This is a genomic window from Gilliamella sp. GillExp13, assembly GCF_001690815.1.
Lineage (GTDB): Bacteria > Pseudomonadota > Gammaproteobacteria > Enterobacterales > Orbaceae > Gilliamella > Gilliamella bombi.
Genome location: NZ_LZHJ01000004.1, coordinates 1 through 14492 on the forward strand (window position 1 = coordinate 1; position 14492 = coordinate 14492).

Here is a 14492-nt window from a genome sequence, read left to right on the forward strand (position 1 = left end):
CATGCAAGCTATGAGTCAAATTCCAATGAACTTACAGACGATTGAGTTGTTTCATTCTGATAGAGGAAAAGAGTTTGATAATCATTTGATTGATGAATGTTTAACAGCATTTGGAATTAAACGGTCTTTAAGTCGCAAAGGCTGCCCCTATGATAACGCAATTGCAGAAAGCACATTCAAAGCAGTGAAAACAGAATTTGTGTCAAATACTATTTTTGATTCACTGGCGCAACTTAAATTGGAATTTAATCACTATGTGGATTGGTTTAATTATAATCGACTTCATTCAACATTAAATTACCAGTCGCCGATTGAATACAAAAGAAATCGATGACCTTATCTTTTTGGTACTAAAAAGTGTGGACATACCAATACATCCGCAATACAGGTTTAAACAATCCGCTATCACTAACGCAGTTTGGCACATCGCTTAATTATGCAATGAAAGAAAACGGTAAAGACTACATGCGTAAAAGAGCAAATAAAGGGATGAGAACCAACGTAGAGCTTAATATCAATACGAGTCAAGACTGGCTACCTAAAGCCGAAGAGCCTAACTAGTGGCTCAAATTGAGCTACTAAAATATAAAATAGAGACCGCCCTAATTGGCGGTTTTTTATTGAGTGAATACCTAAAGTGTACACTTGTGAATAGTAAATCATTAAGTGTTCACCTCTCAAACCCTTTTAGAATAAGGCTTCAAGCAAGTAGTGAACACCGTGAACACTTTTTTATAAAATTTTATTTTTATGGGGGGAGGTATAAAAATCTAAACCATAATTAATGGACACCGCTCACCTAGATAAATTTTTACACCGTCAAAATTCTAAAACCAATTTTTAACCTTTCAATTTGGCAAGATTAAAATACCTAATATTGGGGGTCAGTTTTTATTTTGGGGGTACAAATGGGGGTACGGCAAATAGAAGAAACAAACACAATGCTTTATGAAAAATGATTTAAACAGTGCTTTTCAAGTCCCGCCCACGCACCAAATCAATAATCAGCAACATTCTTTTAAACCCTACAAAGCACATCAAACACAGTAATAACAAGACTTAAAGTCTATTTTATTGCCATTAAGTATCAGTAAGGTACATTCACAACCACACTTTTTAGATATATACTTAAGTATATGAATACTATATGCTTAAAATTATTATGGTAAGAAAAGCAGCCTTGATAATAGATATCCGAATAAAAGCCATCAATTCATGAAATAAGGAATATTCATTATTTATAGCGATAATCCGCCTACCTTGCTGTAGACGGAGTAAGGGAAAATATTCATTTAAAATAAATATATTAGTTTTTAAATGAATGAATTGGAGCAGGAATTCTTCCACCTCGATTAATAAAATCACATGAACTAAATTTGTTTACTGACATAACGGGAGCATGGCCGAGTAAGCCACCAAATTCAATGTTATCTCCTACGTTTAAGCCCACTGCTGGAATAATTCGCACAGCTGTTGTTTTGTTGTTAATCACCCCTATTGCAGCCTCATCTGCAATGATCGCCGAAATAGTTTCAGCTGGCGTATCACCTGGAATTGCAATCATATCCAGTCCAACAGAACAAACACAGGTCATTGCTTCTAGTTTTTCAAGATTAAGTGCACCGTTATTTACAGCATCAATCATACCTGCATCTTCCGAAACAGGGATAAATGCACCGCTTAATCCGCCAACATGACCACAAGCCATTACTCCACCTTTTTTAACCGCATCGTTTAGCATAGCTAGTGCTGCAGTTGTACCGTGTGTACCAACTGCTTCTAATCCCATTTCTTCTAAAATGTGTGCAACCGAATCACCAATTGCTGGGGTTGGAGCTAACGATAAATCGACAATACCAAATTTAACGCCTAAACGTTCAGAAGCTTCTTTACCGACCAGTTGCCCCATACGAGTAATTTTAAATGCAGTTTTTTTGATAGTCTCAGCTACAACATCAAATGGCTGACCTTTGACTTTTTCAAGTGCTCGCTTAACTACACCAGGACCACTGACACCAATGTTAATGACGCAATCAGCTTCACCTACGCCATGAAAGGCACCTGCCATAAATGGATTATCTTCAACAGCATTAGCAAACACTACTAACTTAGCGCAGGCCATGCTACTATTATCAGCTGTTAATTGCGCGGCTTCTTTGATGACATTTCCCATTTGCTTTACTGCATCCATGTTGATCCCAGTTTGTGTAGAGCCAACATTTACCGAAGAGCAAACTCGTTCAGTTTGTGCAAGTGCTTGTGGAATTGATTTAATTAAAATTTCATCACCTTTATGGTAACCTTTTTGTACCAGTGCTGAAAATCCACCAATAAAGTTAACATTAACTGCTTTGGCCGCTTCATCCAAAGTTTTAGCAAACGCTACATAATCTTTATCATCACTAGCACCGGCAATTAAAGATATTGGCGTAACAGAAATACGTTTATTGATTATTGGAATACCAAATTCTGAAGTAATCTGATCACCTACTTTAACAAGATCTTTTGCCAGACGTGTAATTTTGTTATAAATCTTTTGGCGTGCTTTTTCACCATCACTATCTATACAATCAAGAAGAGAAATACCCATGGTTATTGTGCGGATATCAAGTTTTTCTTCCTCAATCATTTTAATGGTTTCGAGGATCTGTTTTGTTTCCATTAGTATTATCCTTTTATTAAAATATAGAATTAATATTATAAACGATGCATAGCATCAAAAATTTCTTCTCTTTGAAGATTGACTTTAACTTTTAGATTTTGACCTGTTTGCATCAACACAGTTTTTACTTCATCAAATGATACATTAATTTTAGATAGGTCAAGTAACATAATCATCGTAAAATACTCATCCATGATAGTTTGGCTGACATCTAAAATATTAATATTTAATTCATATAACTTTTGGCTAATACCAGCAATAATACCTGTTTGATCTTTACCAATTACCGTTAAAATGGTTTTCATAACACTCTCCCGCACAAAAAATAGACAATTAAATAATATTTATTGAGCTAACTATAATAGCATCTTCAAAAATTATCGAAATAGGAGTAGATTGTTTTTTTCAGTAAAAATATCAACACAAGAACTAAAAAGAGCAACTTATGGTAAATTTCTCAAAATCCACAAAATTGGATCATGTTTGTTACGATATCCGTGGTCCAATTCTAGAGCATGCAAAACGACTGGAAGAAGAAGGTCAAACTATCCTGAAACTCAATATTGGAAACCCAGCGCCGTTCGGTTTTGCTGCGCCTGACGAATTATTAATTGATGTGATTAGAAACTTACCTTCCTCACAAGGATATTCCGATTCTAAAGGCCTTTATTCTGCTCGTAAAGCAATCATGCAGTATTATCAAGCTCGCGGAATTAATAGTTTAGATGTTGAAGATATTTACATCGGTAATGGTGTATCAGAATTAATCGTTCAATCCATGCAGGCCTTACTAAATAGTGGAGATGAAATACTCGTACCTATGCCTGATTACCCATTATGGACAGCAGCTATTAGTTTGTCTGGAGGTAGCGCTGTGCACTATCTTTGCGATGAAGAATCAAATTGGTCACCTGATATTGAAGATATTAAACGGAAAATAACTCCAAACACTAAAGGAATAGTAATTATTAATCCTAACAACCCAACAGGTGCTGTTTATAGTAAAGAAGTATTACTTGAGATCGCTGAAATCGCTCGTCAAAATAATCTAATCATCTTCGCTGATGAAATTTACGATAAGATTTTATACGATGATGCCGTGCATTATTCAGTTGCCGCGTTAGCACCCGATTTATTTGTTATTACTATGTGTGGCTTATCAAAAACTTATCGAGTTGCTGGTTTTAGGCAAGGCTGGATGGCGCTTTGTGGCCCCAAAAACCATGTAAAAGGCTATATTGAAGGCTTAAATATGCTAGCTTCAATGCGTTTATGTGCCAATGTGCCATTACAACATGCTATTCAAGGAGCGCTAGGAGGGTACCAAAGCATCAATGAATTTATTGTTCCTGGAGGTCGCTTATATGATCAGTGTATGTTAGCATGGCGTTTACTTAATGAAATCCCAGGGGTTTCATGTACTAAACCACAAGGTGCCTTGTATCTATTTCCAAAATTAGATCAGAAAAAATTCAACATCCATAACGATCAAAAATTAGTATTAGACTTTTTGTTACAAGAAAAAGTATTACTTGTACAAGGAACCGGCTTTAATTGGCATAAACCTGATCACGTTAGAATTGTTGCTTTGCCTCACTCTGGCCAACTTGAAGATGCTATTGGAAGATTTGCCCATTTTCTATCTTCCTATAAGCAATAAATCACTTATTCATTAATCCCCAGCCTCCGCTGGGGAAATTTCAATCGTCCAGTCAAAAATAGATTTATAAAACCACATTTAATATTGTCTTTTTATTGTTTTAAAACACGGCTTATCTTCCTGTTTGAAACTTGACTTCTGTACTCCATACCATTACTAATAATAAGGTTATTATAATCCAATAAGGCAAATTATTAGATTGCTTTTTAACGTGTCCAAAATTAGTCCAGTCAATAGGAGGGGGTAGCAAATTTCTATAACTCTACACGTTTAAAACCACCCAACCTCCTTTTTATGCAAAACCGCGAATTGAAATAATTTTTTTGACTGCTATTACTAAATGGGGAATCATAAATAGCTATAGTTGCGTAACTCAAACCAATGTAATAAACCTGCTGGCTTTTTAGCAGATTGCAAATGTAATACCTGCATGGTGGAAATCACCATAAAGCATTTAGCCTTTTAATTCCGCCCTGGATCAACCTAAAAATCACCCTAAACTAACATTATGATTAATAATTATTTTATTTTAATAGAAAAATAACGCTATCTAAATATATTTATATTTCAATTGGTTAATTACAGGATCAAGATTATTTTAATAATGTGTATAGTAGTGAACAGTAGTGAATACTAGTGAACACCAAAAAATATATATAATAAGTATATAATATATTGATATATATAAATTAATATTAGATTGGTGAATAGTAGTGAACACTTTATATTAAAAGTTTAAGATTATGGGGAGGTAAGTATAAAAACAACCTAATCATTGGCATAGGTAAAGGATGACATTTGAAAAAGCACCCCTCAGATATGAGGAGTGGTTTAATATGAAGTTATTGAAGTGAGTAACTCAAATTTGAGTTACGGTTTTATCGTAACCCAAATATGGGGCACGGTATGAATAGCGCGATATGGTTAATGATTAACTAGCTTTAAATTGCGGTTACCTGATAGTGAGACATTTCCTTGGCTTGCTTGCTCGACAAAGTCACCCCACCAGTCAAGCATAATACGCTTTTGATGTTCATATTCTGCTTTGTTGTAGGCTCGCCTTACTGCGTTTTTATCTACATGCGATAACGCGCTTTCAATGACATCATAATTAAAGCCTTGTTCGTTTAAAGCGGTACTAGCTAAAGCTCTTAATCCATGCGCAACTAACTTATCTTTGTATCCCATGCGCTTTATTGCCATGTTAGCGGTTTGGCTACTCATTGGCTTGTTATAAGGCGGTCTTGCTGTTGGGAAAACAAACTCACTTTTATGATTAATAGATTTCATTATCTCAAGTATTTTTATTGCTTGCGGTGATAAAGGTATATTGTGTGGTCTATCCATTTTCATGCGTTCGGCAGGAATACTCCATAATTTTTTATCTAGATTAATTTCTTCCCACTTAGCCCCAACGGCTTCACTTGGTCGCGTTAATGTTAATAACTGCCATTCAATCACGCATCTAGTTTGTAATTCAATCTTTGCCATAGCTAAAGCTTGCATGAACTGCGGTAACTCAGTAGGGGGAATAGTTGGCTGATTTTTTACTTTCGGGCTATTAAATACGTCGGTGATTTTGGCTAGAGGGTTATTATCGATAATTCCCATATTGACAGCATAATACATTATTTCATTAATTCGCCGGCAAACTCTTTTTACTGTTTCGTATTTATTATTGTTATTTAATGGTTGTAATGCGTTAATCGCTTTGATAGCTGTTACTTGGTTTATTGGAATATCTTTTATATAAGGGAAAACATGATTTTCTAATGAACGCCAAGCCTTTTTGAGCGTTTGTTCTTCTAAACCTTGTTCTGTTTTGAATTTGAACCATTTCTCAGCCATAGCGTAAAAGGTATTATTACAAGCTTCTTGCTTACGTTGTTCTTGTTCCGCTTTGTGATGTTGTGGATCTATCCCTTGCTTTATTAATTCTCGCGCTTCATCTCGTTGTTTTCGCGCTTGTTGTAGCGATGTTTCTGGGTATTTACCGAAAGATAATAATGTCTCTTTATGTGATATTGGCTTTTTATATTTAAATCGCCATAATTTAACCCCTGTCGGTTTAACTAACAAAAAAAGACCTCCACCATCAAAATACTTTTTATCCTTACTAGTGGCTTTTAATGCTTTTATTTGTGTGTCAGTTAAGGGAGTAGTTTTTACAGCCATTTTTCACCTTTGGGGGTACGCAATAATAGGGTATTTAATTATACCCCCAAATATACCCCCCATTATTTTTGGTTGTAAATGTACCTTACTGATACTTAATGGGCAATAAAATAGACTTTAAGGCTTGTTATTACTGGGTTTGGTGTACTTTGTAGGGTTTAAAAGAATGTTACTGTTTATTGATTTGGTGCCGTGGGCGGGACTTGAACCCGCATGCTCTTAGAGCACTACCCCCTCAAGATAGCGTGTCTACCAATTTCACCACCACGGCGCCGTTGTTATTCAGGTATATCTGAAGTTGAATTTTGCTGTACAGGTTGAGTAATTGGAGCTGTTGCAGGTGCGGTATTACCTTCATTCAGCTGTGTTGTTACTGGTACAGTATCTTCAATATTCTCAAATTCACTAGATGAAGCTATTCGTGGTTTGCTACCTAAATTTGAAAGTAAAATGCTTATTACAAAAAACAAAATACCTAATAAAGTGGTAGCACGAGTCAAAAAATTTCCACTACCTGAAGAGCCAAATAAAGTCGCTGATGCGCCAGAACCAAAAGATGAACCCATGTCAGCACCTTTACCTCGTTGTATTAAAACTAATGCAACTATTACGATCGCAATAACTAGATAGCTTATAATTAAAAATTCGTACATTTCAACCTGTCAACTTTATATGTTATATAACAGAATCTATTGGTGCGAAATATTAGCGAAAGACAGACCAACAAGCAAGTAAAATTTCATAAATTGTTAGTCTGTTTAAAAAAATTTTTTAGTCAATCAGAGATTGTTAATGTCTAAACTAAAATAAGCGCCATGATTATTGACTGCATTAATTTCTTTTAGTTTAAATAAAGTAATTATTCTTTACATACAGCGTGTAATTTTTGTTCTTTCCCCCATACTTCAACTTGCCCAATCCAAGCGTCAATAGCATATCGGTTAGAACGTCCTGGGTATTGATTTGTTAGTGGAAACTCATCAGATGAAAAAAACCATTGTTCTCCTGTGAACCAATTGGACTTAGGGTAATTTGGGAAAGTTGTCATTCCCCATTCACTTAATACCCCTTGGTTGATTGTTCGTGTAAACAGATCCCGAGTTAGTGGTACTATTTTCCATGAATCTGAAGCATTAGGAGAATTTGACATTTCAGCTCGAGTAGGTATGTTTGCTTCGCCATGACATACTTGCGTTGCTTGTTCATATGTGTATACTCCATGTTTTGGTTGGATTGAATGTGTAACTATGTATTATGCTATTATCTGATTTAAATTTTGCTGATACCGTTACTGCGCCATTAGGTTTATGGTTGAGATAAACCATGCCATCATTATCTACTGTCACACTACCTACCGGTGTTGTATTCACAGAATAATCCCAATCTGTTTGGGCACCAGTCATAATTAATTGAAACTGAGCACCAGAAAACCCTGTTGTTGGAAACTTCGGATAGGCAGATGCATAAAATCCATTGAGAGGGTCAAAAACATTATGATCGTAACCTCCACCACAAATCGAATCTCTATATTCAGTACCAATTTTATTCCAGCCTTTATATCCTCGGTTCGGATCAATGAAAGAGTCTTCTACATTACCATAACCTACAAGTACACAATCTGTTTTACCATTTTGTGTAAAATGATAAGGACTTCCCCAAGTTTGATTATTATTGACTATCATTTGATTAGGTTTTGCAAAACAGATCGTCGAATCAGTATTAATTTGATAAATTTTGGTTAAATTATATAATTCGCTGTCTTTAGGAACACCATATTCAGAATGGACTTGTATATCAGAAAGAGTAATAACTAATTTAAGCGGCATCTGAAACCCACTGCCACAACCAATTACCTTTCCATATTGAGATTTTGAAATTTCTTGTCCTGCATTATCAAACCATTTAAAGGTAATTGCACCAATAGAAAAAGCTCCTTTATCGGAAGTCTTACCTCTGTCTCCATCTTCATCATAGTAATTCAGAGTGGGAGAAAATTTAAAATCAGTTGGTGTTTTGATGATAAAGTCATTTAATGTAAGGTTTTTATCAAACGATTTAGGGATATTTTTTAATTGTTCACTATAAAAAGTATCTTTAACGGTAAAACCTAAATTATTTTCAGAAGAAGCCGAAATAAAAAGAGGCGCATTTCCCATAATTGTTCCTGCCGTTGTTGCCGATAGGGTAGCTGAAAATGGAAGTAGAAAAAAATAAATAAATAAATAAAATAATTGAATACAAGATTTCTTTGAAAAGTGTTATTTTTAGTTGCTTATAAATTTTTTCCATCCTAAATTATTCCCATTGATTTATTTTATTGTTTTAAAAATTTTGAATTGTTAGAGAATTGTTGATCTATTGTATTAATCATAAGCCTCTTTTACCTTTTTAGTCACATCATACAACATGCTAACATAGCAATAACGGTATTAATTTCTTTCTATTTAAACGTAAAATATTGTTATCAACTTTCGTAAGTTTATTCTTATTGAAAGAACCAATACATCTAAATAATATATATTTTATAAACCTCTATTAGACTAATAAGATCTGCAATTCCAATAAGTAAGAATTTAATTCTACACAATTACATTCTCTATTATCAAGTTTAACCATTTTAACTCATTAAATTATTTTTGGATAAAATTTAATCATTATTATTAGAAATATATTATGCCTTATCATATCGTTTATAACAATCAGTTGTTATCTTGTTAATCGTTATAAACAATCAATTTAGTCGATATAGAGGATACTTGTGATATACACAATATGAAGATGATTACGGTTTTGCCATGTGGAATCAGCTAACTCAGATAAAACATTTTTAACTAGTTTCCTTTTGAAGGTTAATACCATAGCCATTAATTTCGTTATTACAATTATTGATAACTAACTTCATAATATTGTTATGATGTAAAGTAGTAGAGAAAACAAAATCTATAAACTTCAAAATACTAAGATTATTGCACGAAATTAACGTTCCATAACGTTTAAGTAACGCTCTATGATAATTTTTTGGCTTATTTAGTGTCAAACATAATGTGTCTATAAGTATTACAAGTTAGTTGTGATAATCAATGGTACGTTTCTATCTAAAAAAACGGTATAATATCGCCATTTGTATTATGACAAATTGTATTTATGAAATTTATTGTTAAGCTCTTTCCCGAAATTACCATCAAAAGTGATTCTGTTCGTTTACGATTTATTAAAATACTAACAAGTAACATTCGTAATATTTTAAAGCATCATATTGAAGATGTTGCGGTTATTCGTCATTGGGATTTTATTGAAGTTCGTCCAAAAGTTGAAAATAGTGAAGCTAAGATACTTGAGTTATTAACGCGGATCCCCGGTATACATCATATTTTAGCCGTTGATGAAATCACTTTTGTTGATATGCATGATATTTTTGAAAAAGCATTGGATTATTATGCTCCATTAATTGAAAACAAAACGTTTTGTGTACGCGTGAAGCGTCGAGGTAAACATGAATTTACTTCAATTGATGTTGAACGTTATGTTGGTGGTGGACTTAATCAACATGTGTCTTCGGCTAAGGTTAAATTAACTCATCCAGAAATCACCGTTCATCTTGAAATCGACAAAGACAAGTTACTACTGGTAAAAGGTCGACATGCTGGCATTGGCGGTTTTCCAACTGGTACACAAGAAGATGTTCTTTCGCTTATATCGGGTGGTTTTGATTCTGGCGTATCAAGTTATATGCTAATGCGACGCGGAAGCCGAGTGCATTATTGTTTCTTTAATCTTGGTGGAAAAACTCACGAAATTGGCGTTAAACAAATGGCCCATTACCTATGGGAGCGTTTTGGTAGCTCACATAAAGTGCGTTTTATTGCTATTGATTTTTCGGATGTTGTTGGTGAGATTCTTGAAAAAATTGATGATGGGCAAATGGGAGTTATTCTAAAACGGATGATGATTCGTGCGGCATCAAAAATTGCGCAACGTTATAAAGTGGAAGCTCTCGTTACTGGAGAAGCATTGGGGCAAGTATCAAGCCAAACACTTACCAATTTACGTTTAATTGATAATGCTAGTGATACATTAATTTTACGTCCTTTAATCACACACGATAAAGAAACCATTATCAATATTGCGCGTCAAATTGGTACTGAAGATATAGCTAAAACAATGCCAGAATTTTGTGGCGTAATATCTAAAAGCCCAACGGTTAAAGCCGTGAAAGAAAAAATTGAAGCAGAAGAAATGAATTTTGATTTCACTATTTTGGATAAAGCAGTTGCCGAGGCTGAAAATATTGATATTCGTGAAATAGCAAAACAAACTGATACCAAAATTGCTCATGTTGAAACTGTCACAACTCTGAGTACCAATCACGTGGTTATTGATATTCGATCTTTAGAAGATCAGGAAGATAACCCTCTTATATTAAGTGATATTGAAGTTAAGCATATTCCATTTTATAAGTTAGCAACGCAATTTGGGAATTTAGATCAATCGAAGCAATATTTACTATATTGCGATCGTGGAGTCATGAGTAAGTTGCAAGCGCTTTATTTAATTGACCAAGGCTATAATAATGTAAAAATATTTTCTATATAAAAATTAACAATAATTTACTATATTGTTCGTGATTTTTACATATATAGTAAATTTTTGGATAAAACTATATTTGGTATAAAAATTAATATCAAGAATGAATGAAATAAAGAGGATTGTAATGAGCAGTAAATTACTTGTAGTTGATGATGATCCAGAAATTACTTTATTATTACGAGAACTTCTTGAGTTAGAAGGATTTCTTGTTGAAACAGCGAATAATGGTATTCAAGCTTTAGAAAAGTTTGATAGTACGATAGATCTTATTTTACTTGATATTATGATGCCTGAAATGAATGGACTTAAATTCTTATCTCAACTTAGAGGTAAATTTACGGTACCTGTTATTTTTTTAACGGCTAAAGATAATGAATATGATAAAGTTATTGGGCTTGAGCTTGGTGCTGATGATTACATTCTAAAACCATTTAATGATAGAGAGCTTATTGCCCGAATCAATGCACTTTTGCGTAGAGCGCATTGGGATAATGTAGCAAACGATGAAGCTGAACAACCAATTAAATATACAATTGATAAACTTAATGTAAATCGAAAACAGGGATCTGCTTTTTTTGATAACAAGTATATAGATTTAACGGGTACTGAGTTTCAAGTGTTGCTTACCTTTCTAGAAAATTCGGGAAAGATAATTACACGCGAAAAACTAAGCGAATTTGTTTTGGGTAAAGATTTAACTCCATTTGCTCGCTCAATTGATGTACATGTATCTAGATTACGGAAAAAACTACCGCCTAGGAGTGATGGTTTACCATGGATTAAAACATTACGTTCAAAAGGTTACTTATTTGTAATTGATCGAAATGACGATTTGTTATATGAATAACTTTATAATTAATATCAGATAATATGGTATGTGGCTTTTTGATAAACTAACAATAAGAATTTTCACAATATTTTTATTAACCATAGCTTTTTTTCTAATGTTAATAATGGTTTTGCCGAGTCTTGATGCTCGAAACCTAACCTACTTAGCAAACAAAGATAAAGAAGCTGGTAATATGCTTGCGCATCAGATTGAAAATGATCTTATTAATGTACCAAAAGATAGTTTTCGGTGGTGGATGCGTTTTATTGTTGTTATGGATAGTCATCAAAAACCAGGTCAATTTTTATTTATTGTTACCCCTAATGAACAAATCATTACCGCTGAAACAAAAAATATTGATTTAATCAAAAACTTTAGTGAAAAATCCCATGATGTCAAAGATCCTGCAAAAAAAATTTATGATTCTCAAGAAATTATAGGACCTTTTCTCATTCATTATGCTAATGCTGAATATCAATTATATGTTCTACAACAAACTACAGATATTCAATCTCAATTAGTCAACTTTATATTTGATCATCCTCTTTTACTATTAACTTTGACCATGCTAGCAAGTTCTCCTTTTTTACTATGGCTATCTTGGAGTATTGCAAAACCTGCTCGAGGGCTAAAAAAAGCAGCAGATCAGGTTGCGAAAGGAAATTTACAAGAGTGGCCTGAGCTAGAACAAACGGGATCATCTGAATATAAAGCGACGGGTGCTAGTTTTAACCATATGTTAAGAGAGCTTAAACGGATGCAAGAAGTACAGCAGCGTTTGTTTTCAGATATTTCTCATGAATTACGCACTCCCTTGACTCGTTTGCAACTTACCACATCTCTATTGCGACGCAAACAAGGTGAAAGCAGTGAAGTTATACGTATTAATAATGAAGCGATAAAATTAGATTCTATGATTGGTGATTTATTGTCATTGGCAAGGCAACAATATGACAATAATGAAATTCGTGAATTTAATAAAATTAATATTCTATTTAAACAGGTGCTTGATAATGCCGCTTTTGAAGCAGAACAAATAGGCAAAAAGTTAACCGTGACAAATTTTCCAACCAACCATACCATATTATGCTATCCAATTGCTTTATGTAGCGCACTTGAAAATGTTATACGCAATGCATTTCGCTATTCGAATAAACAGATCGATATCAATTTTGTAGCACAACAACAAAAGCTAACAATTACAATTGATGATGATGGCCCAGGGGTTGCTGAAAGTGAACTAGAACAAATTTTTAGACCTTTTTATCGTACAAGCGAGGCTCGAGATCGGGAATCTGGCGGAACGGGATTAGGGCTCGCTATTGTAGCTAACGCTATCATACGTGATCACGGTACTGTAAAAGCAGAAAAAAGTCATCTTGGTGGTCTTAGAATTGTGATAATATTGCCAATTCATAAACATCAATAAATAATAAATGAGAAAAGTTGTGTCAAATTCAGCCTTAAACATCGTTTTATTTGAACCCGAAATTCCTGCTAATACAGGAAATATTATCCGTCTTTGTGCTAACACTGGTTTCAATTTACATATTATTGAACCTATGGGTTTTTTCTGGGATGACAAAAAATTAAGACGAGCTGGGCTTGATTATCAAGAATTTGTTGATGTAAAACGCTATAAAAATCTCAACCATTTTTTAGATGCCAATCAAATAGACCTATCAACACAAGTTTATGCTTTAACCACAAAAGGACAAAAACCACACAGTGAAGTCGATTACCAGCAAAATGACTTCTTAATGTTTGGGCCAGAAACCCGAGGCTTACCAAAAAACATACTTGATGCACTACCACAAGAGAAAAAGATCCGCATTCCCATGCTCGCCACTAGCCGTAGTATGAATTTATCTAATTCTGTTGCCGTTGTGGTTTATGAATCATGGCGTCAGTTAAATTATATGGGTGCAAAATAAAATTCAATATCTATTGAACACACGCCCAAGAAAACGGCATAAGTTTAAAAGCCCTGCCGATTTTTATTCTAAGGAGTTAAGAAGAATTGCACTTCATGGTGTAATCTAGGTTCAATAAAAATAAAAATTAAATAAAATCAATTGTCTACCCGGAAGATTTAGTGGGGTGAATACATCTTATAACATGGTAAGGTTTATATGTTCATTTTCATGACGCTTAGAATGTGCCAATAACTAAGTGAGGTTAGTGTGTCAAACGGGAATATTTGCAAGTTTGTGCTTTGTATGGAACACAAATTTGAACATCAAGGCAAAGTTAAGATAGCTTTGTCGAGGTGAGAGCCATGGGGGATGAGGATATAAATTGAGCACATTTTGCAGCTAAAGCGTCGGTTGTTAGGTAACTCACTAATTCCTTGGTTTAGAAGTTATCACCAATATTTATTATTTCCACAAAAGTTAAGACTTACAAAACCTAACACCATATGCTAATTAAAAAATTGCATAAAAAAAACTAGTCAAGTTTTTTTAAAATGGTTATACTTTAACTCTCTAAAGGAATAGATTATTAAACAATCAAACAAACATAAAAATTAAAGTAAATAATTGATTTACTTGACATTTGAGCTGTAATTCATTATCATT

General features: G+C 33.8%; 13 protein-coding genes and 1 tRNA gene. 7 read left to right on the plus strand and 7 right to left on the minus strand.

Going from position 1 to position 14492, the window contains the following annotated elements; translation table 11 throughout:
- The coding region (locus A9G37_RS00510; protein ID WP_065623264.1) for an IS3 family transposase at positions 1-334 on the plus strand (334 nt) is incomplete at its 5' end.
- A 23-nt stretch (positions 335-357) separates the two neighbouring features.
- Positions 358-561, plus strand: coding sequence for a primase-like DNA-binding domain-containing protein (locus A9G37_RS00515; RefSeq protein WP_065574303.1), 204 nt, complete (start codon positions 358-360; stop codon positions 559-561).
- Between the two features lie 745 nt (positions 562-1306).
- On the opposite strand, the gene A9G37_RS00520 is transcribed toward A9G37_RS00515, so the two are convergent.
- Together A9G37_RS00520 and A9G37_RS00525 are read right to left on the minus strand one after the other, a co-directional pair.
- Positions 1307-2662, minus strand: a complete 1356-nt coding sequence (locus A9G37_RS00520; RefSeq protein ID WP_065574304.1) for a PFL family protein — start codon at positions 2660-2662, stop codon at positions 1307-1309.
- A 35-nt stretch (positions 2663-2697) separates the two neighbouring features.
- Positions 2698-2967, minus strand: coding sequence for an ACT domain-containing protein (locus tag A9G37_RS00525; RefSeq protein ID WP_034914900.1), 270 nt, complete (start codon positions 2965-2967; stop codon positions 2698-2700).
- A gap of 140 nt (positions 2968-3107) precedes the next feature.
- Here A9G37_RS00525 and A9G37_RS00530 point away from each other — a divergent pair, with 140 nt between their 5' ends.
- Positions 3108-4322, plus strand: coding sequence for a pyridoxal phosphate-dependent aminotransferase (locus tag A9G37_RS00530; protein ID WP_065574305.1), 1215 nt, complete (start codon positions 3108-3110; stop codon positions 4320-4322).
- A 924-nt stretch (positions 4323-5246) separates the two neighbouring features.
- On the opposite strand, the gene A9G37_RS00535 is transcribed toward A9G37_RS00530, so the two are convergent.
- The 5 genes from A9G37_RS00535 to A9G37_RS00555 all read right to left on the minus strand — a co-directional run bounded on the left by A9G37_RS00535 (position 5247) and on the right by A9G37_RS00555 (position 8653).
- The gene (locus A9G37_RS00535; RefSeq protein WP_034882780.1) at positions 5247-6497 is read right to left on the minus strand and encodes an integrase domain-containing protein; all 1251 of its coding nucleotides are present in this window, start codon (positions 6495-6497) and stop codon (positions 5247-5249) included.
- Positions 6498-6682: 185 nt separating this feature from the next.
- Positions 6683-6768 (minus strand) — tRNA-Leu (locus A9G37_RS00540).
- A 7-nt stretch (positions 6769-6775) separates the two neighbouring features.
- On the minus strand, positions 6776-7150 hold the full coding sequence (secG, locus tag A9G37_RS00545; RefSeq protein WP_065574306.1) for a preprotein translocase subunit SecG: 375 nt from the start codon (positions 7148-7150) through the stop codon (positions 6776-6778).
- 206 nt (positions 7151-7356) lie between these two features.
- Positions 7357-7647, minus strand: coding sequence for a hypothetical protein (locus tag A9G37_RS00550; RefSeq protein WP_065574307.1), 291 nt, complete (start codon positions 7645-7647; stop codon positions 7357-7359).
- Between the two features lie 52 nt (positions 7648-7699).
- Positions 7700-8653 (minus strand): hypothetical protein, encoded by a 954-nt coding sequence (locus A9G37_RS00555; protein ID WP_065574308.1) that lies wholly within the window; start codon positions 8651-8653, stop codon positions 7700-7702.
- A 988-nt stretch (positions 8654-9641) separates the two neighbouring features.
- Here A9G37_RS00555 and thiI point away from each other — a divergent pair.
- The 4 genes from thiI to trmL all read left to right on the plus strand — a co-directional run bounded on the left by thiI (position 9642) and on the right by trmL (position 13847).
- Positions 9642-11090, plus strand: a complete 1449-nt coding sequence (gene thiI, locus A9G37_RS00560; RefSeq protein ID WP_065574309.1) for a tRNA uracil 4-sulfurtransferase ThiI — start codon at positions 9642-9644, stop codon at positions 11088-11090.
- A 118-nt stretch (positions 11091-11208) separates the two neighbouring features.
- Positions 11209-11931 (plus strand): response regulator, encoded by a 723-nt coding sequence (locus A9G37_RS00565; protein WP_065574310.1) that lies wholly within the window; start codon positions 11209-11211, stop codon positions 11929-11931.
- Between the two features lie 28 nt (positions 11932-11959).
- Positions 11960-13342 carry an envelope stress sensor histidine kinase CpxA gene (gene cpxA / locus A9G37_RS00570; RefSeq protein ID WP_065574311.1) on the plus strand — a complete coding sequence of 461 codons (1383 nt, stop codon included), beginning with the start codon at positions 11960-11962 and terminating at the stop codon, positions 13340-13342.
- A 19-nt stretch (positions 13343-13361) separates the two neighbouring features.
- On the plus strand, positions 13362-13847 hold the full coding sequence (gene trmL, locus A9G37_RS00575; protein ID WP_244178553.1) for a tRNA (uridine(34)/cytosine(34)/5-carboxymethylaminomethyluridine(34)-2'-O)-methyltransferase TrmL: 486 nt from the start codon (positions 13362-13364) through the stop codon (positions 13845-13847).
- Positions 13848-14492 lie beyond the last annotated feature (645 nt).